Annotated in this window: 17 protein-coding genes; 7 read left to right on the top strand and 10 right to left on the bottom strand. The window is 69.6% G+C overall.

All coding sequences use genetic code 11. From position 1 onward, the window contains the following. The first annotated feature begins 73 nt into the window (after positions 1 to 73). Positions 74 to 1,402 carry a nicotinate phosphoribosyltransferase gene (locus QRN26_RS05865; protein ID WP_285035854.1) on the top strand — a complete coding sequence of 443 codons (1,329 nt, stop codon included), beginning with the start codon at positions 74 to 76 and terminating at the stop codon, positions 1,400 to 1,402. 41 nt (positions 1,403 to 1,443) lie between these two features. Here the strand turns inward: QRN26_RS05865 and QRN26_RS05860 are convergent, their stop codons facing one another. From QRN26_RS05860 to QRN26_RS18955, 3 genes are all read right to left on the bottom strand, one after another. Continuing rightward, complete coding sequence (locus QRN26_RS05860; RefSeq protein WP_086473833.1) at positions 1,444 to 1,719, bottom strand: DUF3039 domain-containing protein; 276 nt, start codon at positions 1,717 to 1,719, stop codon at positions 1,444 to 1,446. Between the two features lie 100 nt (positions 1,720 to 1,819). Then, a complete protein-coding gene (locus tag QRN26_RS05855; RefSeq protein ID WP_285035853.1) occupies positions 1,820 to 3,391 on the bottom strand; it encodes a hypothetical protein in 1,572 nt (523 codons plus the stop codon). Further along, positions 3,367 to 5,205 carry an ABC transporter ATP-binding protein gene (locus QRN26_RS18955; RefSeq protein ID WP_502927370.1) on the bottom strand — a complete coding sequence of 613 codons (1,839 nt, stop codon included), beginning with the start codon at positions 5,203 to 5,205 and terminating at the stop codon, positions 3,367 to 3,369. The genes QRN26_RS05855 and QRN26_RS18955 overlap by 25 nt, the downstream gene beginning before the upstream one ends. A gap of 271 nt (positions 5,206 to 5,476) precedes the next feature. Here QRN26_RS18955 and QRN26_RS05845 point away from each other — a divergent pair, with 271 nt between their 5' ends. From QRN26_RS05845 to QRN26_RS05825, 5 genes are all read left to right on the top strand, one after another. Continuing rightward, complete coding sequence (locus QRN26_RS05845; RefSeq protein ID WP_056778242.1) at positions 5,477 to 6,169, top strand: phosphocholine cytidylyltransferase family protein; 693 nt, start codon at positions 5,477 to 5,479, stop codon at positions 6,167 to 6,169. A gap of 117 nt (positions 6,170 to 6,286) precedes the next feature. Further along, a complete protein-coding gene (locus QRN26_RS05840; protein ID WP_056007176.1) occupies positions 6,287 to 7,054 on the top strand; it encodes an ABC transporter permease in 768 nt (255 codons plus the stop codon). Beyond that, positions 7,054 to 7,812: an ABC transporter ATP-binding protein gene (locus QRN26_RS05835; RefSeq protein WP_056007179.1), complete on the top strand. Its 759-nt coding sequence runs from the start codon at positions 7,054 to 7,056 to the stop codon at positions 7,810 to 7,812. The genes QRN26_RS05840 and QRN26_RS05835 overlap by 1 nt, the downstream gene beginning before the upstream one ends. Before the next feature lie 74 nt (positions 7,813 to 7,886). Beyond that, positions 7,887 to 8,783: a hypothetical protein gene (locus tag QRN26_RS05830; RefSeq protein WP_056007182.1), complete on the top strand. Its 897-nt coding sequence runs from the start codon at positions 7,887 to 7,889 to the stop codon at positions 8,781 to 8,783. A 52-nt stretch (positions 8,784 to 8,835) separates the two neighbouring features. Then, on the top strand, positions 8,836 to 10,311 hold the full coding sequence (locus tag QRN26_RS05825) for a glycosyltransferase (RefSeq protein WP_285035852.1): 1,476 nt from the start codon (positions 8,836 to 8,838) through the stop codon (positions 10,309 to 10,311). On the opposite strand, the gene QRN26_RS05820 is transcribed toward QRN26_RS05825, so the two are convergent. The 6 genes from QRN26_RS05820 to QRN26_RS05795 all read right to left on the bottom strand — a co-directional run bounded on the left by QRN26_RS05820 (position 10,232) and on the right by QRN26_RS05795 (position 17,436). Beyond that, positions 10,232 to 11,440 (bottom strand): acyltransferase family protein, encoded by a 1,209-nt coding sequence (locus tag QRN26_RS05820; protein WP_285035851.1) that lies wholly within the window; start codon positions 11,438 to 11,440, stop codon positions 10,232 to 10,234. The two genes, QRN26_RS05825 and QRN26_RS05820, sit on opposite strands and share 80 nt — an antisense overlap. Positions 11,441 to 11,493: 53 nt before the next feature. Then, entirely contained in the window at positions 11,494 to 12,786 is a 1,293-nt protein-coding gene (locus tag QRN26_RS05815) for a CDP-glycerol glycerophosphotransferase family protein (RefSeq protein ID WP_285035850.1), read from the bottom strand. Between the two features lie 67 nt (positions 12,787 to 12,853). Further along, positions 12,854 to 13,738, bottom strand: coding sequence for a glycosyltransferase family 2 protein (locus QRN26_RS05810; RefSeq protein WP_056778255.1), 885 nt, complete (start codon positions 13,736 to 13,738; stop codon positions 12,854 to 12,856). Beyond that, positions 13,738 to 14,565, bottom strand: a complete 828-nt coding sequence (locus tag QRN26_RS05805; protein ID WP_056007196.1) for a CDP-alcohol phosphatidyltransferase family protein — start codon at positions 14,563 to 14,565, stop codon at positions 13,738 to 13,740. Before QRN26_RS05805 ends, QRN26_RS05810 begins: the two co-directional genes overlap by 1 nt. Beyond that, entirely contained in the window at positions 14,566 to 15,633 is a 1,068-nt protein-coding gene (locus QRN26_RS05800; RefSeq protein WP_285035849.1) for a glycosyltransferase family 2 protein, read from the bottom strand. It lies immediately after the preceding gene. A gap of 120 nt (positions 15,634 to 15,753) precedes the next feature. Beyond that, on the bottom strand, positions 15,754 to 17,436 hold the full coding sequence (locus tag QRN26_RS05795; RefSeq protein WP_285035848.1) for a S1C family serine protease: 1,683 nt from the start codon (positions 17,434 to 17,436) through the stop codon (positions 15,754 to 15,756). A 158-nt stretch (positions 17,437 to 17,594) separates the two neighbouring features. On the opposite strand from QRN26_RS05795, the gene QRN26_RS05790 reads away from it, so the two are divergent. Further along, positions 17,595 to 18,791, top strand: coding sequence for an aminotransferase class I/II-fold pyridoxal phosphate-dependent enzyme (locus QRN26_RS05790; protein WP_285035847.1), 1,197 nt, complete (start codon positions 17,595 to 17,597; stop codon positions 18,789 to 18,791). A gap of 60 nt (positions 18,792 to 18,851) precedes the next feature. Here QRN26_RS05790 and QRN26_RS05785 read toward each other — a convergent pair whose 3' ends face one another. Next, positions 18,852 to 19,748 carry a glycine betaine ABC transporter substrate-binding protein gene (locus QRN26_RS05785; RefSeq protein ID WP_285035846.1) on the bottom strand — a complete coding sequence of 299 codons (897 nt, stop codon included), beginning with the start codon at positions 19,746 to 19,748 and terminating at the stop codon, positions 18,852 to 18,854. Positions 19,749 to 19,797: the final 49 nt, after the last annotated feature.

Here is a 19,797-nt window from a genome sequence, read left to right as displayed (position 1 = left end):
CCCGCATGACCCCTCGTCATGCCGGACCGCCCGATCACCGCGATCCGTGCACCCGCGCGGCTAGGCTGAACGGGTGCACGAGTCCTCAGCTCTCCTCACCGACCGTTACGAACTCACGATGCTGGACGCCGCCCTCCACCGCGGCACCGCCGATCGGGAGTGCCTCTTCGAGCTGTTCGCCCGCAGGCTCTCAGGCGGACGACGCTACGGGGTGGTCGCCGGTACCGGCCGGTTCCTCGAACTGCTCAAGCGGTTCCGGTTCGGCGAGGCGGAACTGGAGTGGCTGCGCGAGGAAGGCGTGGTCAGCACGGCGGCACTCGACTGGCTCGCCGACTACCGCTTCTCCGGTTCGGTCTGGGGGTACCGGGAAGGCGAGGTGTTCTTCCCCGGTTCGCCGATCCTCGTCGTGGAGGGTACCTTCGCGGAGGCCGTCATCCTCGAGACCCTCGCGCTCAGCGTCTTCAACTACGACAGCGCGGTCGCCACCGCGGCCGCACGCATGACCTCGGCCGCCGGTACACGCCCCCTCGCCGAGATGGGCTCGCGCCGGACCGGTGAGCGGTCGGCGATCGCCGCCGCCAGGGCCGCCTACATCGCGGGCTTCAGCGCCACGTCCAACCTCGAAGCCGGCCGCAGTTGGGGTATCCCGACGATGGGTACCGCCGCACACTCCTTCACCCTCCTGCACGACTCCGAGGAGGACGCGTTCCGGGCACAGATCGACACGATGGGCGCGGGGACGACGCTGCTCGTCGACACCTATGACATCGAAGCGGCGGTGCGGCTCGGCGTGCGCCTCGCAGGGCCCGAGCTCGGCGCGGTCCGCATCGACTCCGGCGACCTGCCGATCGTCGTCGACCAGGTGCGGCGACTGCTCGATGAGCTCGGCGCCACCACGACCCGCATCACGGTCACGAACGACCTCGACGAGCATGCCGTCGCCGCCTTGGCCGCCTCACCCGTCGACTCCTACGGCGTCGGGACGTCCGTCGTCACCGGATCCGGCTCGCCGGCGATGGGGATGGTCTACAAACTCGTGTCCCACCGCGACGACCAGGGCGACTGGATCAGCGTCGCCAAGAAGTCCGCCGAGAAGGCGACCGTCGGCGGCCGCAAGACCGCGGCACGCGCCTACGACCGCAACGGCGTCGCCCGGGAGGAGCGCATCTACCTCGGCGACGGGCCGGCCGGTCAGCACGAGGGGGCGGCCGACGCCGATACGGAACGCCCGCTCATGGTCCCGCTCGTGGTCGGCGGTCTCGTCGACGAGCAGTACCTCGGTGCCGCGGGAACGCGGCAGGCGAGGGAGCACCGCGAGCGTTCGGTCGCGGAACTGCCGCCCCGCGCCGTCAGCCTGACGCGCGGAGACCCGGTGCTTCCGACCGTCTACCTCGAAGGCTGACGACCCCGTCGCACCGGACCAGGTTCTGACCCGCGGGCGGATCAGTCGCGCAGGAGCTTCTCGTAGATCTCCTTGCACGACGGGCAGATCGGGAACTTCTCCGGGTCGCGACCCGGGGTCCACTTCTTGCCGCACAACGCCTTCACCGGCTTCCCGCTGAGCGCCGACTCGAGGATCTTCTCCTTCTTCACGTAGTGCGAGAAGCGTTCATGATCGCCGGGTTCGATGTTCTCGCTCTCGATGAGCTCCTCGAGCTCGCGATCCATGATCGCGGTGCTCCCCCCGTCCGGTGTCCCGCCGGGGTCGATCGTGCTCATCTGCTGCTTCGTGCTGTCATGCTGCGCCATGGCTCCATGGTACCGCCGCAGACGAGCCGGGGCTCCTGTGGTCCTGTCGGAGTCCGTCGGAGGCCTCGGATCAGTGGGAGCTGGCGAAGCCGACGATCTCGGGGCTGCGGCGGTCGAAGACCCGACCACCGGCGAGGATCCCGATGACCAGGACGAGCAGCCCGGTCCCGACGCCCACCGCGAGCGCGCCGAAGTTCCAGTTCGGCTCGCCTGTGAGGCCGAGGACCGCCAACCAGGCGGCCGGGACCGTGAGGACCACGGTGCCCAGCAGGCTCATGAACTGTGCGGACAGTCCGCTGCTGCCGGGGACCTGCGGCTGCTGGAACGGGCTGTCACCCGGCAGCGAGGTCGGGTACGGGAACCGTGCGGAGACGAAGCTCGCGATGCCGGCACCGCTCAGCAACAGACACGTGCTCACGCCGATCATCGACGGCAGGGCGTCCCAATCGCCGTAGAACAGGATGCTGAGCGTCGATCCGACGGCGATGAGCGGGATGCCGATGAGCAGTACCGGGAAGAGGCGGCCGATGCGGTCTGCCCGCCCGCGGACCCCCGAGGCCACGTGCAACCAGACCGCGGTCGAGTCGAAGGCCAGGTCGTTGTGCAGGAGCCAGCCGAGGAACCAGCACACGACCGGGAGCGGCACCAGCGCGAGGACGTTCAACGGGATGCCGGCGACCAGCAGCGGGACGAAGAAGATGAAGGGGGCGATCGGGATGATCACCAGGGAGACGAGGTAGCGCGGGTCGCGCAACCAGTAGGTCATGCTGCGGGCGGCGATGACGCCGGCCGGGCGTCCCGGCAGGAGATCGAACCATCCCAGACCGGTGCTCTCGCGACCGGTTCCGATGCGCTCCGGTGCGACGAGCAACCGCGCGACGAAGGCTTGCCAGGCGAACCAGAGGAGCGCGATCGTCGCCGCGGTCAGCAACAGCTTGACCACGGCCGGCACGATGTCGCCGATGGCCGCGTCGCCGGGGAAGGACCACACGGCACCCAGGGGGGTCCAGCTCAGGATGTCGGCCACCCGGCCGAGCACGGCGAAGCCGTCACGCTGCCAGTCGACCGTGGTCAGGGCGATGATGGCCGGGCTCACGGCGATGATGAGCACGAGTCCGAGCACACCCATGACCTCTTTGGCGCGCCGCGTCGACAGCAGGCTCGCGGAGATCGACGTCGCGATCCGTGCCAGGAGTGCGCACAGCAGGACGCCGAGCACTGCCGACATGACGGCGAGGACCGCCGGGAGCGGCGACCTCGACCAGGTCACGACGGAGGATGCAGCGAGCACGGCGAGGACGATCGACGGAACGGAGACGAGTGCGGCGACGATCAGCCCCGCCGACAGGGTCCGGTTGGGGAGACCGTAGAGCGAGAACGCCCTCGGGTCGAGCTGGTCGTCCACCCCGAACACGAGCGGCAGCACGATGAAGCCCAGGACGATGACGGAGCCGACGAGTACGAGGAGGTTCCGGGTCACTTCCGGATCGGTCGTGCGGAGCGCGACGAGCCCGGTGCTCGCGAGCACCACGACCCAGACACCGAGCGCGATCGCCAGGACGAGTCCAACCAGTCGCCAGGGACTGCGGCGGAACGCGTTCAGCGTCAGCTGCAGTTTCAGTCGGAGAAGCTGTGCAACCATTCCATTCCCTCTGCCGACTTGCGGCCCCCGGCGAGTTCGACGAAGCGCTCTTCGAGCGTCCCCGTCCCCCGCACCTCGTCCACGGACCCGGCGGCGAGCACCTTGCCCTGGACGATGATGGCCACGTGATCGCACACACGCTGGATGAAGTCCATGCCGTGACTCGAGAGCACGACGGTTCCGCCGTTGGCGACGTAGCGCTGCAGGATCTCGATGACGTTGGCGGCCGACACCGGGTCGACCGACTCGAACGGCTCGTCGAGGATGAGGAGACGGGGCGAGTGGATGAGCGCCGCCGCGAGCGCGATCTTCTTCGTCATGCCGGCGGAGTAGTCGGACACGAGACGACCGAGCGCGTCGTCGAGACCGAACGCCCGAGCCAGGTCCGTGGTCCGCGACTTCACCGTCGCCGGGTCGAGTCCGCGGAGGACGCCGGAGTAGTAGAGCAGCTGGTTGCCCGTGAGGCGGTCGAAGAGCCGCAGGCGGTCCGGGAGGACGCCGATCGCACGCTTCGCCTCGGCGGGGTCCTGCCAGACGTCGACGCCCTGGACCCGGATGGATCCGGCATCGGGGCGCAGCAGGCCGGTGACCATGGACAGCGTCGTCGTCTTCCCGGCGCCGTTCGGACCGACGATGCCGTAGAAGGAGCCGCGTCGGACCTCGAGGTCGACGCCGTCGACGGCGACCGTGTCGCCGAACTGCTTCACGAGCCCGGAGATCGACAGCACGATGGGGTTGGCCTCGGGCGCCGCGGTGTCGGCGCCCTTGCCAGCGGCCGGCGACTCAGCGGGCGTCGACGGCGGCTTCGTCGTCGTGGGACGGGCGACCGGACGCTTCGGCGCGACCGGCGGGGCTGCCACCGACGGCGGCGCGGCCTGCACGTCCGAAGCCGGCTCGGTGCGCGCCGACTCGACGGTCGGGCGGGGATCCTCCGTCGTGGTCGTCGCGGCGGTCTCGGGAGCGGTGACCGGGTCGACCGTCGTCGCGGTCGTCGGTTCCGAAGCGGCCGTGGATCCGTCGACGCGGTCGGACTCGGTCGGCGTCACCGTGGTGTCGATGTCCGGGGTGGACCCGGGCTCGGCGGCTGGCGCGGACGTGTCTCCGACCACCGGGGCTCGGACCTCGTCGAGGACACCGGCACTCGCGGCCGCCGTCTGTTCGTTCGGCTTCGGCGTCGTGGTGCGAGCGGTGCCGGAGCGGGCCGGCGTCCGCTTCGCGGGCGTCCGGGTCGTCGTGGACTTCGCGGCGGTGGTCCGGCTCGTGCCGGTCTTCGCTGCCGGCGTCTTGGTGCCCGACGAAGCTCCGGTCGTGCGCGTCGTCGTCCTGGGAGCCCTCGGCGTCGATGCCGGAACCGCGGGGGTCGATCCGTCGTCCGGGGACGCTGGCGTCGCGGTGCTCGGGTCCGTCTCGGGCGCCGCCTTGGCGGGCGTGCGCTTCGCCGCGGTGGTCCGGGCCGTCCCGGTCTTGGCCGCGGTGGTCCGCGCCGTGCCGGTCTTCGCCGCCGTGGTCCGCGAACCCGTCGAGCGGGTCGCCGTCGTCTTCTTCGCGCCCGTGGCGTCCGTCGAGTCCGCTCCGGTGGTGGTGCGTGCAGCACTCGGGCGCTTCGCCGGGGCCTTCGCCGTGCCGGTGGCTCGCGGAGTGGTCGTCCGGGGTGCGCGTTTCGCGGCAGACGGTGCCGAAGCGGACTGCTCGTCCGGTGCACTCGGCTGCGCCACCCCTGGTGCGTCGGGAGCGGACGCCGCCGGCGGACTCGTCGACGGCCCGTCGGCAGGCGCGGGCTGCTCGGCGGGATCTGGCGGAGTCGTGGAAGTCACCAAGCAAACCTACCAACAGCAGCGCCCGCAGCGGACAGCGGAGTCACAGGATGAACAGTTGACACATCTCCCCCAAGCTGTGTAAACGCCGGGTGGTCGATCACGAAACGACAACGGACCCTGTGAACCCATGACAGACGGAGTTCACCGCGGCTAGCCTGTATTTTGGCATGACGGAGTGTCTTTCAATGCACGTCTTGGTAAATCCTCGGTGAATTGTCCACAGCTTCGTGGCACCGCGTGATTCCATACCCACACTGAGGAGAACAACGTGACCACCCAGGTAGTGATCCTTGCCGCCGGAATGGGCAGCCGTCTCGGCCGCTCGCTCCCGAAGCCCCTGACCGAGCTCAGCGACGGCCGCACCATCATGCAGCAGCAGTTCGACAATATCCACCACGCGTTCGGGGCGAGCGCGAAGGTGACGATCGTCGTCGGATACAAGCTCGAGCACATCATCGAGGCCTTCCCCGACGCGTCCTTCGTCTACAACGAGCAGTACGACCAGACCAACACCTCGAAAAGCCTCATGCGTGCACTCGCCGCATCGCAGGCCGGTGGCGTCCTCTGGATGAACGGCGACGTCGTCTTCGACCCGGCGGTCCTCGACCGCGCCGCGGCGATGATCGCCAAGGACCGCTCCTTCGTCACCGTCAACACCTCGAAGGTGTCCGACGAGGAAGTGAAGTACACGACCAGCGCCGAGGGGTTCATCAAGGAACTCTCCAAGACGGTCGTGGGCGGGCTCGGCGAGGCCGTCGGCATCAACTACATCTCCTCGCAGGACAAGGCGATGCTGCACCGCTACCTCGCGAAGGTCGGCGACCAGGACTACTTCGAGCGCGGTATCGAGCTCGCCATCGAACGCGAGGGCATGCTCGTCGAACCGGTCGACATCTCGGACCTGTACGCGGTGGAGGTCGACTTCGCCGAGGACCTCGAGCGAGCGAACCTCTTCGTCTGAGCATCCCGTCCGCTCCGCACCCGAACGCCGTCCCGACGCTGAGCGTCGAGGACGGCGTTCCTGCGCGACCTCGATAAGGTTGGTCCCGTGAGTTCTTCAGCTGAGACGCGGCCAAGGATGTCGCGTTCGGCCAGATACCGCCACGCGCTCTGGATCCTGACGGTCCGGGATCTGCGCGTGCGCTATTCGACGAGTGCGCTCGGGTACGTGTGGTCCATCCTCGACCCGCTCGTCATGAGCGGGATCTACTGGTTCGTCTTCACGCAGGTGTTCCGGCGCGATGTCGGTGAGGAGCCGTACATCGTCTTCCTCCTCGCGGCGCTGTTGCCGTGGATGTGGTTCACCGGGTCGGTGTCGGACAGCACCCGTGCGTTCCTGCGCGAGGCGAAGCTGGTGCGGTCGACGACGATCCCCCGCACCATCTGGGTCAACCGCATCGTGCTGTCGAAGGGCATCGAGTTCCTCGCAGCACTCCCCGTCCTCGCGGCGTTCGCCGTCTTCAGCGGCGCGTCGGTCAACCTCGACATCCTGCTCTTCCCGCTCGCGATCGCCATCCAGGCCGTCCTCACCGTCGGGCTCTGCCTGATCGTCGCGCCCCTCGTCGTGTTCTTCCGCGACCTGGAACGCGCGGTCAAACTCGTGCTGCGCTTCATGTTCTACGCGACCCCGATCATCTACAGCACGACCGCCCTGCCGGACCGCATCGAGCCCTTCGCCGCGCTCAACCCCCTGAGCGGCATCTTCGCGCTGTACCGATCCGCGTTCTTCCCGCAGGAACTCGACTGGTACCTCGTGGGCGTCTCGGCCGGGATGTCCGCCGTGATCCTGGCGCTCGGCCTGCTGATCTTCAAGCGGTGCGAGCGCTCCGTGCTAAAGGAGATCTGATGTCGACCGACAGCTCCCCCACGACCCGCGCCGCCATCTCGGTGACCGACGCCGGCATCCGCTTCCGCCGGAACCGCGGCGGTCGGCGCAGCTTCAAGGACCTCTTCGCGGGACGGGACCGCCGATCGCGCCCAGGCGAGTTCTGGCCGTTGCGGCACGTCTCGTTCGAAGTCGCGCCCGGGGAGGCGATCGGCGTGGTCGGCCGGAACGGACAGGGCAAGTCGACGCTCCTGAAGCTCGTCGCCGGCGTCGTCCTGCCCGACGAGGGAACCGTGGGCGTCCGCGAGGGGGTCGCGCCCCTGATCGAGATCACGGGCGGCTTCGTCAACGACCTCACCGTCCGCGACAACGTCTACCTGACCTCGGGACTCCACGGCATGTCGCGTCGCGAGATCGACGAACGGTTCGACGACATCATCGCCTTCGCCGAGATCGCCGATTTCGTCGACACCCCGTACAAGCACCTCTCCAGCGGCATGAAGGTCCGCATCGCGTTCGCGGTCATCGCGCAGCTCGAGGAACCGATCATCCTCGTGGACGAGGTGCTGGCCGTCGGCGACCGGGCCTTCCGTGAGAAGTGCTACCGCCGGATCGAGGAGCTCCTCGAGGGCGGGCGGACGCTGTTCTTCGTCTCGCACAACGAGAAGGACCTCCGCCGGTTCTGCACGCGCGGCCTCTACCTCGACAAAGGTGCCCTCGTCCTCGACGCGTCGATCGACGACGTGCTCGACCGCTACAACGCCGACTACAACAGCTGAGCCGCCGCAGCAACCGTCGGCGGTCCTGAAGGACCACGACGTAGACTGGCCGCCCCGCCCACGAGGAGGCCGACATGACCGGACCGCAGCAGGGACCGGTTCCCGGTCCCGCCCACTATCCGAACCCCGCAACGCAACAGCCGATGCTCCCCGAGCCCGGGTGGGTGCGGGCCCTCGACCGCGTCCTCTGGGTGCAGCGGCCGGTGGTCGTGGCCCACATCCGGTCGATCCGACGTATGTACCCCAACGCGACGGCCGATCAGCTGATCCGCGTTCTGGAGCGTCGATACCTCGCGACGGTGACGACGACCGGCGCCGCCGTCGGTGCGACCGCCGTCGTGCCCGCCATCGGGACCGCGACGACCCTCGCGCTCTCCGGCGTCGAAACGGCCGGCTTCCTCGAGGCCACGGCGTTGTTCGCGCAGTCGGTCACGGAGGTCCACGGCATCGCCCTGGCCGATCCGGTCAGGTCCCGCGCGCTCGTCATGACGATGATGCTCGGGAAGGCCGGCACCGACCTCCTCCGCAACTTCGGGTCCCAGGCGACCGGCAAGGGCATCCCCCGACAGGCGTTCTGGGGTCAGACGATCACCCAGGGGCTGCCCTCGATGATCGTGGGACCGGTCGCAGATCAGCTGCGGGTGCGGTTCGTCAAGCACTTCGCCGCGAGCGGCGGCGCCGGCGTCATCGGCAAGGCCCTGCCGTTCGGTGTGGGCGCGGCCGTCGGCGGTATCGGCAACCACCTCCTCGGACGGCAGGTGGTCCGTGCCGCGCGCCAGGCGTTCGGACCGGCGCCGTTCGTTGTTCCGCTGGACCTCGAACCGCGGATGCGCGCGGTCACCGGCACGTCCCGCCTCGGCAGGTTCCGCGACCAGGTGTTCCGCCGAACTGGGCAGCAGGCCATCGAGTCCGGCCCTGGCGCGCCGGGCCACCCCGCAGGCCCTGCCCAGGACCCGCCAGTCGGTCCGTGAGTCGCTGCAGGCGATGCGGCATCTCTCCAGGTCCGTCGCGTAGCGTCGAGTCGTGAAACTTCCCTTCCTTCGTCGTTCCCAGAGCCTCCTCCCCGAAGGTCGTCACTTCGCGGTCACGTGGGGCCTGACGGACGACTTCGGGGGGATGACCGAAGCGATGTTCCACCGTTCGCGGGCGTTCGTGCGTCTGGCCGGTACGCCCGTCGACATCCTCACCTTCGACCAGCGACCGGACTACCCCGCCCTCGAGCAGCGGCTCCGATCCCGTGGTGACCTCGTGGACGACATGCGGATCGTCAACCTCTACGACTGGTTGCGTTCGAACCCGCTGCCGGGTGGCTCCCTCGACCTCGAGCGGTATCCGTTCACGCCGCTCCCCACAGTCGACGACGGCACCGAGCGGCGCCGCGGCGAGGCCGTCCTGAGCCGGGAGCGTCGCGACGACGCCGGCCAGGTGCTGCAGGTCGACGTCTACCGCACCGACGGCACCCTCCTCCTCTCCGACCGCCGCGACACTAAGGAGCTGGGCACCAAGGGCGGCCGCTCTGTCGTGCTGTGTGACGACCACGGCCAGCCGGTGCGCGCCTGGGGTCGGATCTGGTCGCTGTATCGGGCGTGGTTCGACGCGATCACCGCCGGGGCCCCGGCCTGGATGATCGTCGACAGCAAGACCACCGCCCCGTTCGTCCTCAGCTATCGCAACCGGAACGTGGTCACGGCGCATGTCGTGCACGCCTCCCACCTCCAGGGCACCGAACGACCGCACGGTCGACTGCGGGAGTCGCGGCGCGCGGTCTTCGAGGCGCTCGACGACTTCGACCTCGTCGCCCTCCTGAGTGAGCGTCAACTGGCCGACGTGCGGACCATGCTCGGTGACCACGCCTCGCTCGCGGTCATCCCGAACTCGCGCGACCTCGTCGACAAGCACGTCGCGCAGGCAGCGCGTCCCCGTCATCGCGGGATGTTCCTCGGGTCGCTCACGGCGCGCAAGCGCCCCGCTCACGCCATCCGGGCCGTCCTGGCAGCGACACCCGCCGTCGGCACGCCTCCGACGCTCGACGTCTACGGCGGCGGCGAGCTGCTCGGCGAACTGCAGGCCATCCTGACCGCGGAGGATCCCGAGCACCGCATCGTCCTCCACGGCTACGACCGCTCGGCCCGCGAACAGCTCGGCGCCGGCTCGTTCCTCGTCATGACCTCGACCTCGGAGGGCTTCCCGCTCGTCCTCGTCGAGGCGATGGCGGCGGGCTGCCTGCCGATCGTCGTCGACGTTCCCTACGGACCGGCCGACATCGTCACCGATGGACGCAACGGGTTCCTCGTCCCGTCCGCCGAGCCGGCCGTCGTCGCCGCTGCCATCGAACGGCTGCTCGCGCTCCCCGACCACGAGGTGGACGCCATGCGCCGCCACGCGCGGACCACCGCCGAGCAGTACGACGACGAGGCCGTCACCCGTCGGTGGGCTCAGGAGTTGCGCGCGGCCGATCGTCGGAAGAAGCGGAAGGCGCTCGTCCCCCGCGTCGGCTGACGGCCCACGAACGCACCGCTTCCGTCTGCGCCTGGACGGCCCGGCCGACGCGACGCGCGAGGCCGTGTGAGGGCCGCTCGACGAGCTGGAAGAACGCGGCGGCGACCAGCAGGCTGAGTGGGACACCGACAATGCCGACCAGCCACCAGCGTGCATCACCGAAGGAGAACGCCAGCGTCGCCAGGATCGGCGCGTGCACGAGGTAGAGGCTGAACGACACTTTCCCGAGCCACAGGACCGGTCGGACCTCGAGCAGTCGTCGGGCGAGCGGGCTTCCGATGGCGACGACGATGAGTCCGGCCGCACCCACACCGGAGAGCCCCCAGAGCGCCTGGCCGAGCGACGAGGACGACTCGACGAAGGGACGGGACAACCAGCTGGCCACGAGGAGCAGGGCGGAGACGCCGGTCAGGATGCCCCACTGCCACGGGCGTGACCGCTCCACCGCCCAGTCCCGGAGGCTCTCGAGCCGGACCGCGATCAACGTACCGATGAAGAAGGCCGGGAGGTACACGGCGGCGTCGACGCCCGCGACGCGACCGACGACCATCACGACCGACATGAGTGCCGCGATCGGCCACGCCCAGCGACGGAGCAGCCGTGCGAGCACGACGGCGACGGGCAGGAGGAGCGTGAAGATGAGTTCCCACCGCAACGACCAGAGCGTGTTGACGAGCGTGTAGCTGACGGGCGTGAGGGTGGCCTCCGACAGGAGGTGCAGCGGGTCCACGCTCGTCGCGTTCGCGTTGGCGATCCACTCGCCGGTCGTGACCGAGGCCTGATCCCGCGGGATGAGCAGGATGAGCGCGGCCGCGAACAGGAGCGCTCCCCAGACCGGCAGGTACAGCCGCACGAAACGGGCGGCGAAGAAGCCAGGCCAGCTCGCGCCACCGCGCAACAGCGGCAACGCCACGACGAGGCCGCTCAGGACGAAGAACACCTGCACTGCCTCGGTTCCGGCGAACAGCAGCTTGAGCGGCGTCTCCGTCGCGATGTCCCACGCCGGTTCCGAGATGCGGCCGGTGGCGAAGGGTCGCGCCAACAACGACACGTGGTAGAGCACCACGACGACGCTGGCGACACCACGGACTCCGTCGAGGGAGGCCAGTCGCCCGGAGGACGGATTCACCTGCCCGACCCTACGTGGTTCTCCTGGGCGCGGACTCAACGATCCAGCGCGCCTCAGGCGCGATCCTCGTCGTCGTCCTCGTCCTCGTCGTCCTCATGTTCGTCGAGCTCCGGGCGGTCATCCGCGTGGAGGAGCGCGAACCGGTCCCATTCCGCCATCAGGTGCTCGATGGCCTCGTGGAACCGGGCCGTCGTCACCCCGGGAGTCGTGTCGCCGAAGTAGTACTCGACCCAGTGCTGCAGCCGTGCCACGGTGTCCGGATCCTGGAGCAGGCGGTCGATGCCGCCCACGATGTCCGACGCGTCCGACGCGTCGAGCCACTCGCAGGCCGAGAGGTATCCGCCGGTGTCGATCTCGGCCTCGGGATGCACCGGACGCGTGATCATGAGCGGCTTCCCGCTGGCCAGCCGGTCGTAGACCATGGCGGAGATGTCGACGATCGCCGCATCGGCCGCCGCCAGTTGCCACCCGAGTTCGGCGCCGGTGTCGACGACGTGCTGGGCGGAGGCGTCCGTGCGGTTCGCCTCCTGCAGGGCGGACATGATCTCTCGGTTGGCACTGGCGTAGGACGCGTCGACGACACCGCTCCGCGGGTGCGGCCGGTACACGACACGGTGACGGCCCGTCGCGATGAGTGCCCGGACGAGGGCGACGCCGTGACTGGCGATCGACCCGTACGCGGCCGCGGCGCGGTCCCCCTCCCAGGTCGGGGCGTAGAGGACGACGATCCGTTCGTCCGGCGTGTACGGCAGCGCTCCCGAGTAGTGGTCCGCCTGTGGACGGCCGATCATGATCGCGCGCTTGTCGAAGTCGTAGTCCCAGAGCACCCGCTCGAGTCGGTTCCTCGCGGCCTGACCGGCGATGAGGCTGTAGTCGTAGGCCTTGAACTGGTTCGTGGTCATGTACATCTTGTCGCTCTCGCCATGGTTGACGAACACGTGCCAGCGGGAGCCGTACCGGAACATCTGGAAGTTCCTGGCGTTCTGGTTGACGTACAGCACGACGCGGATGTCCTGCTCGGCGAGCGTCCGTTCGAGCGCGACGACCGTCCGGACGTAGGCCGTGGGGACGGGCGACTCCTCGAACAGCTTCGCGGCCGCCGTCGCTCCGCGGCTGAGGATGAGAACCGGCCAGCGCTTGGAGAGCTCGGCGAGCGGGCGGTACCACTGCCGGATCTGGTACATGTTCACGGCGCCATCGGCGAAGTACACCGCCACCTTGAAGCGGCCGGGTTCGATCACGGGAGCCGCCTGCATCTGGACGGCGAGGACGGCTCTCGCCCGCCGGTTGGCGAGCAGGTCCCGCGCCAGGGTGATGGCGCGCCGACCGTCTCTGATCAGTCCCATGTCAGCTCCAGCATCCGTCAAGCGTAACGACGCCAGGTCACAGTGGGGTCACGACGGTGCCCGGTGGTCAGATGACCGGAGGCCGACCCGCTCTGGCCATCCGCCAGACCGTCCGCCAGCGCAGTGGCCGGCGTCCGCCCGGGTCGGTCCTCCACCCCTCGCGCCACCCACCGAACCAGGGCCGGAGCGCCTCGGGCTTGCGCCACCACCGCGCGATCTGGATCGCCGTCCAGGAACCGACGTAGAGCGGGACGAGCGGGAGCGGGAGGTTCCGCCGAGCGAGCCAGACGCGGTTCCGAGCGTTCAGGCGGTAGTACGCGGTGTGTCTGGTCGGCTCGGTGACCGGGTGGTTGGCCTCGAGCGACGCCTCGTACCAGGCGCGCCTCCCCTGGTCCCAGACCCGCCAGGCGAGTTCGATGCCCTCGTGTGCGTAGAAGAACGGCTCGGCCCAACCGCCGACGGCGTCGAACACCCGGCGAGGCAGGAGGACCGCCGCTTCGAGGCAGGAGAAGACCGCGCTCGAGTGCTGTGGATCCTTGTCGCGGGTCCTGGGCACCCAGCGGGACGGCGTCGGGACACCGGTCGCGTCGGCGAGCCTGGGCTGGAGCAGCCCGATCGACCGGTCGGCGTCGAGGATCGCGATCGCGTCCTGGAGGAACGTCGTCGACGGGATGGTCGCGTCGTCGTCGAGGAAGAAGATGAACTCGCCGTTGACGGTGGCGGCACCACGGTTGCGACCGGCGGGGATCCCGAGGTTCTCGGCCAGCGCCAGCCCGCGCACCCCCGATGGGAGCCCGGACGGTTCCCAGCCGTTGCCGACCACCACGACATCGAGTTCGACGCCACGCTGGGCGAGCACGCTCGCGACACCGGCGGCCAGCTCGACGGGCCTGGTCCCCTGCGTCAGCACGACGACGCCGACGGATCGGGTGACCGGGATCGGTCCCGACATCACGCGCGCAGTCGATTCGACGAGACGATCGCGACGAAGTGGCCGACGACCGTCAGGAGGGCCAGCGGCACGAGGACCGCGAGGGTCCACCGCATCGCCTCGACGTCGCCGACGAAGAGTCCGACGACGGATGCCGCGAAGACGACCATCGTGAGTTCGACCGAGTGGAAGAGGCGGTGGAACGGCAGGAACCGCGCGACCCGTCTGGCCATCGCGAGGACTCCCCCACGAGGTGCCGACTCCTCCGTCGAGTACGTGAGCTTGGGGGCACCGAAGCCGGCGCGGGCGACGCGCACCATGTCGTTCAGGGCCTTGTTCAGCACGACGAACAGGGCGAGCGCGAACCCGAGCGTGATCCAGGTGAGGTCGGCCGGTGCGTCGACCGGCCATCCGGCCGCCCGGACACCGAGCGCGATGGCGATGAGTGACTCGGTCGAGTAGTGTCCCACCGAGTCGAGGAACGCCCCTGCGGGACTGGACGTCCTGCGCCACCGCGCGACCTCGCCGTCGCAGCAGTCGACGAGCATCTGCGTCTGACCCAGGACGAGGGCGAGCGCGGCGCCGCCGAAGCCCGGGATGAGCAACGCCGCAGCAGCAGCCCAACCGGTGAGGATCATGAGTCCGGTCACGCCGTTCGCGCTGATGCTGGTGCGCAACAGCAGCCAGGTGACGTACGGCGACAGGTCGCGGAGGTAGAGGTCCGCCGTCCAGTGTTCCGCGTTCTTGCGGGCTCGGACCTCGGGGGGCTGCGCCACGGCCCGGAGTTCGGCGATCGTCCGTGGCGGGGTGAGCCGCGGACCCGGAGCGTCTGCACGGGGATCCGACATCTAGACCGCCTTCGGTGGGTTGCGCAGAGCGGAGATGTCCTTCGCGAGCGAGCCGTAGCCGAGCACGAAACCGGTGCCCCAGCAGAAATGGATGCACGGGAGCACGACGAGCATCCACAGGCTCGTGCGCACCCCGTCCCGCCCGGTGACGATGATGCTCGCGAGCAACACGATGAGCGCGTACCCGATGGGTGCCGCGAACCCGATCAGGAGCCACGGAGGGATGCCGGCAGCGAGCTGAAGGAGCCCGCCGAGGCCGAGCAGGGTGCCGAGGACGATCCCGAGCACGAGCACCGGCGGGGCGAAATACCTGAGCGTGCCGCGCGTGGGGAAGCTCCGACTGAGCTCGCCGCGCCAGAGACCGGTGGAGAAGAACTGACGGGCGAGGGCGCGCATGCTCGCCCGCGGACGGTACACGACACGCAGCTCGGGGGTGAACCAGACGAGACCGCCCGCGTGCTTGATGCGGCGGTTGAGCTCCCAGTCCTGCCCGCGCTTGATGCGCTCGTCGAACATGCCGACCCGTACGAGCATCTCGCGGTCGAACACGCCGAGGTAGACCGTGTCGGCCGGCCCCTCACGCCCGCCGACGTGGTGCGGCGTGCCGCCGAGGCCCACCCGCGAGCCGTACGCCCGTGCCACCGCCGTCTCGAACGCAGTGCGCCCGCGAGCGTCCATGATCCCGCCGACATTCTGCGCACCGGTGCGCAGCATCGTCTCGACGGCGATCCTGGCGTAGTCGCTCGGGAGCTCCGAATGGGCGTCGACCCGGATGACGATCGGATGGGTCGACGCCGAGATGGCGAGGTTCAGCCCGGCCGGGGTCGAGCCGACGCGGTTCTCGAGCACGTGGATGCGCGGATCCGCGGCCTGGAGCGACCGGACCAGTTCCGTCGTCCCGTCGATGCTCGGACCGACGGCGATCGTGATCTCGACGTCGCCCGCGTAGTCCTGCGCGAGCAGGCTGTCGACGGCTGCTCGAACGTGCCGTGCGTCGTTCAACACGGGCATCACGTAGGAGACTCCGGGCAACGACGGTGCGTCGGCCTGGCCTCGGTCGTTCGACATGTGGGGTTCACTCCGTGATTCGTTCGATCGAGCCTAGCAGCCGGTCGCGGGCCCGGGCCCGGACGCGGAGACGCCCGCACGGTGCCGTGCGGGCGTCTCCTGGACTGCGGGTCGCGAGCGTCAGAGCGCGAGTTCCCCGAGGGTGACCTCGGCGCTCTGCGAATCGCTCCCCCGGGTGAAGGTGACCTTCGCCGTCGCCCCACCGGCGAGCGCCCGGACCTGCGCGGTCAGGTCGTTCGCTCCGGTGATCGGCACGCCGTTGAACTCCGTCACGACGTCGCCCGACTTCAGGCCGGCGGCCTGGGCGGCACCGTTGTCGGTCACCTTGTCGATGAGCGCCCCGGCGACGGTGCTCTTCGCGTCGCTCGCGGCATCCTTCACGGTGGCGCCGAGCAAGCCGTGGGTCGCCTTCCCCGTCTTGATGATCTCGTCCGAGACGCGCTTGGCGATGTTGGCGGGGATGGCGAAGCCGACGCCGATGCTCCCGCTCTGCGAGGACGAGTCGGTGCTCCCGGCGCTCGCGATGGCGACGTTGACGCCGATGAGCTTGCCGGTGCCGTCGACGAGTGCGCCACCGGAGTTGCCGGGGTTGATCGCCGCGTCGGTCTGGATGACCGCGATGGAGATCGAGGAGGTCGGCGCCGTCGGCGTCTTGCCCGGGACGTCGAAGTTCCAGGGGCTCTGGTTGTCGCCGTTCGGGTCGTCCGAGCCGCCGTCGTCGCCGGAACCGGAATCCGGCACTGCGGACGAAGCGACGGTGATGCTCCGGTTCAGGGCGCTGACGATCCCGTCGGTGACCGTTCCGGCCAAGCCGAGCGGTGCGCCGATCGCGACGGCCGTCTCGCCGACGTTGAGCTTGTCGGAGTTCGCGAACTCCATCGGGCTGAGGCCGGATGCGTCTTCGAGCTTGATGACGGCGAGGTCGTAGACGGGGTCCGTGCCGACGAGCTTGGCGGAGTACAACTTGCCGTTCGCGTCCGTGACCCGGATGGTCGGGTCGGCGACCTGACCGTCGAGGGTAACAACGTGGGTGTTCGTCAGGACGTACCCGTCCTTGCTGAGCACGATGCCCGAACCGGTACCGGCGCTCTGGCCCCCTTGCACCGACAGCGTCACGACGCTCGGCCCGGCCGTGGCGGCGATGGCCGTCGTGAGGCTGACGTCGGCGTCGTCGTTGATCGCGAAGGCCTTCGATCCGGCCTCGTTGCTCGACACGCTCGACTTCGTCGCGTTCGTCACCCAGAGGGTCGCGCCCGCGCCGGACGCGCCGCCGATGAGGGCTCCGACCGCGAGCATCGCGACCATCCCGGCGAGCGGGCGGTTCGTCTTCTTGGGGCGGGGTGCCGGCGGGGTCCCGACGTGCTGCTGCGCGTAGGGCGACGCACCGTAGGCCCCGGGCTGCTGACCGGGCTGGTACTGCCCCGTCCCGGGCTGGCCGGACTGCGGGTGGCCTGGCTGCGGGTGCCCTGCCTGCGGCTGGGCGGGCTGCTGCTGGTAGGCGCCGTACGCGTTCGGCTGCGGCTGACGCGTGAACGCCGCGCTCGGATACTGCGACGGCTGCTGGTAGGGAGACCCCTGCTGCGGCGACCCGAGCGGCGGCTGCGCGGCCTGGCCGTACAGCGGCTCGGTCGGCTGCGTCGCCGTCGGCGGCGGGAAGTACGCACCGGCCGTCGACGGCCGGGTCTCACCCGCGGCGGCGGGACCGCCGGCCTGCTCAGCGGCGGCGGACTGCGGCGTGGTCTCCCCGGCGGGGGTGGACTCGGGGTGTTCGGCGGGCTGCTGTCCGTCTGCGGGTTCGGTCATGGTGGTTCTGCTCCTTCCAAGCGCAGTCAGCTTCGCGCGCCGAGCTGTGTGTTTCATTCGCACGGGCTGTACGCGGGCTAGGTCTTCGCCGCAAGCCGCCGTGGGTGGTGTCCTAGATTGGAGGCGGCCTGTCACTCAGGCCGCGGAGGGAGATCGACATGGTGGTTGACGGACCCTGGCGCCGCACTGCGGAGGGCGCCGGACTCGTGGACGAGGAGGGCGCCGTCTCCTCGACGATCTTCGCCGAGATGAGCGCCCTCGCCCTGCAGACCGGCGCGGTGAACCTCGGCCAGGGGTTCCCCGACGAGGACGGACCGGAATCCGTCCTCGCCGAAGCGATCGCCGCGATCGAGCGGGGCGAGAACCAGTACCCGCCGGGCCCCGGCACCCTCGACCTCCGCACCGCCATCGCGGAGCACCAACGACGCTTCTACGGTCTCGACGCCGATCCCCAAGGAGAGGTGCTCGTCACGGCCGGAGCGACTGAGGCGCTCGCCGCCTCCCTGCTCGCCCTCGTCGAGCGCGGTGACGAGGTGGTGACCTTCGAACCGTTCTACGACGCGTACGGCGGCCTCATCGCGCTCGCAGGGGGCAGGCACCGGACCGTGAAGCTGCGCGCACCGGACTTCCAACCCGATCCGGAGGAACTCCGTGCCGCGGTGAACGACCGGACGCGGATCATCCTGGTCAACACGCCGCACAATCCGACCGGCACGGTCCTCGACCGGCCGACCCTCGAACTCATCGTCGAACTCGCCGACCGCCACGACGCCCTCATCGTGACCGACGAGGTCTACGAACACCTGACGTTCGACGTCCCCCACGTCCCGATCGCGACCCTTCCGGGGGCCGCGGAGCGCACGCTGACGATCTCCTCGGGCGGGAAGACCTTCAGCACGACGGGCTGGAAGATCGGTTGGCTGACCGGCCCCCGCGAGCTCGTCGCAGCGGTGTCGACCGTGAAGCAGTACCTCAGCTATGTCAACGGCGCCCCGTTCCAGCCGGCGATGGCGACAGGGCTCCGACTCCCAGACGCCGCCTTCACCGCGATCGCCGACGGCCTCCGGGGAAAACGCGACCTCCTGAGCGAGGGACTCTCCGCAGCCGGCTTCGAGACGTTCCGACCCGACGGCACCTACTTCATCGTGGCGGACGCGGCGCCACTCGGCCATCGCGACGCGGCCGCGTTCTGTCGCGCCCTGCCGGAGCTCGCCGGCGTCGTCGCCGTGCCGTTGTCGGCGTTCTGCCTGGACCGGCGCGACCCGGACTATGCGTCACTCGTCCGATTCGCGTTCTGCAAACGCACCGAGGTGCTCGCGCGCGCCGTCGACGGACTCGCGCGGCTCGCACGCTGACCCCGGTGCAGACGACGACGGGCACCGGATCGCTCCGGTGCCCGTCGTCGTCGTGATCCGCTACTTCGTGAGCGAGTCCACGTACTCCTGGTTGTCGCTGATCCACTTCTCGACCACCGGCGCGTAGTCCTTCGAGTCACCCTCGTTGAACATGGCGTTCTCGAGCGAGAACAGGCGTTCGGAGTCGAAGTCGAAGTCCTTCAGCCATCCGGCGAGCGTCGGGTACTCCTCGGCGAAGTCGGCCTTGCCGAAGCTGTGGATGCCTTCGGCGTCGCCGAGCGCGCCCTTCGGGTCCTCGAGGTCCTTGATCGGGAACGCGTCGTAGGCCCAGTGCGGACGCCAGAGCGTGACGGCGATGTTCTCGCCGGCATCGGTGGCCGCCTTGAGCTCGGAGAGCATCGCGGGAGTACCCGAGGTGAGGAACTCCCAGTCCTCGAGACCGTACTCGGGGATGACCTTGTCCTGGGTCGCCTCGGTGAGGCCGGCACCCGGGTCGATGCCCACGAGGCGGTTGTCGAAGAGGTCGGCGTTCGCGGCCAGATCCTCGAGGGAGTCGACGGGAGCGTCCTCGTTCACCGCGATCGTGAGCTTGGCGTCGGTGTTCCAGGCGCCGAGGTCGACGACGTCGTCCCCGAACTTCTCGATGTAGCTCGCGTGGGTGGTCGGCAGCCAGACGTCGAGTGTGAGGTCATAGTCGCCCGTGCTCAATCCGGAGAACACCGGGGCCGGCTCCGCCTCCTCGAGCGTGACGTCGTAGCCCTGCTCCTCGAGCACGGCCTTCCACAGCTCGGAGGCGGCGATGCCCTCGTCCCAGCCGCTGAAGACGGCGATGGTCACGGCCTGCTTGTCGCCGTTCTCGAGCGTCTCCTCGGACGCGCCTGCGGAGCAGCCGGAGATGGCGAGCGTCGCCGCCGCCCCCGCTGCGATGGTGGTGGCGATCTTGGTGCGGTACTGCATGTTCGATGATTCCTTTCGTCCCGCGAACGGGGATCGGTGTCGTCGGTTG

Origin of the sequence: Plantibacter sp. ME-Dv--P-095 (assembly GCF_030209365.1) — a bacterium.
In the GTDB taxonomy this organism is placed as follows: domain Bacteria; phylum Actinomycetota; class Actinomycetes; order Actinomycetales; family Microbacteriaceae; genus Plantibacter.
This window is presented reverse-complemented; position numbering and strand designations above follow the sequence as displayed.

Excerpts from the sequence above, each read along its gene's own strand:
- QRN26_RS05860 (WP_086473833.1), bottom strand. The coding sequence starts at position 1,719 with ATGAGCACGATCGACCCCGGCGGGACACCGGACGGGGGGAGCACCGCG.
- QRN26_RS05855 (WP_285035853.1), bottom strand. The coding sequence starts at position 3,391 with ATGGTTGCACAGCTTCTCCGACTGAAACTGCAGCTGACGCTGAACGCG.
- QRN26_RS05840 (WP_056007176.1), top strand. The coding sequence starts at position 6,287 with ATGTCGCGTTCGGCCAGATACCGCCACGCGCTCTGGATCCTGACGGTC.
- QRN26_RS05835 (WP_056007179.1), top strand. The coding sequence starts at position 7,054 with ATGTCGACCGACAGCTCCCCCACGACCCGCGCCGCCATCTCGGTGACC.
- QRN26_RS05830 (WP_056007182.1), top strand. The coding sequence starts at position 7,887 with ATGACCGGACCGCAGCAGGGACCGGTTCCCGGTCCCGCCCACTATCCG.
- QRN26_RS05815 (WP_285035850.1), bottom strand. The coding sequence starts at position 12,786 with ATGGGACTGATCAGAGACGGTCGGCGCGCCATCACCCTGGCGCGGGAC.
- QRN26_RS05810 (WP_056778255.1), bottom strand. The coding sequence starts at position 13,738 with ATGTCGGGACCGATCCCGGTCACCCGATCCGTCGGCGTCGTCGTGCTG.
- QRN26_RS05805 (WP_056007196.1), bottom strand. The coding sequence starts at position 14,565 with ATGTCGGATCCCCGTGCAGACGCTCCGGGTCCGCGGCTCACCCCGCCA.
- QRN26_RS05800 (WP_285035849.1), bottom strand. The coding sequence starts at position 15,633 with ATGTCGAACGACCGAGGCCAGGCCGACGCACCGTCGTTGCCCGGAGTC.
- QRN26_RS05795 (WP_285035848.1), bottom strand. The coding sequence starts at position 17,436 with ATGACCGAACCCGCAGACGGACAGCAGCCCGCCGAACACCCCGAGTCC.
- QRN26_RS05790 (WP_285035847.1), top strand. The coding sequence starts at position 17,595 with ATGGTGGTTGACGGACCCTGGCGCCGCACTGCGGAGGGCGCCGGACTC.
- QRN26_RS05785 (WP_285035846.1), bottom strand. The coding sequence starts at position 19,748 with ATGCAGTACCGCACCAAGATCGCCACCACCATCGCAGCGGGGGCGGCG.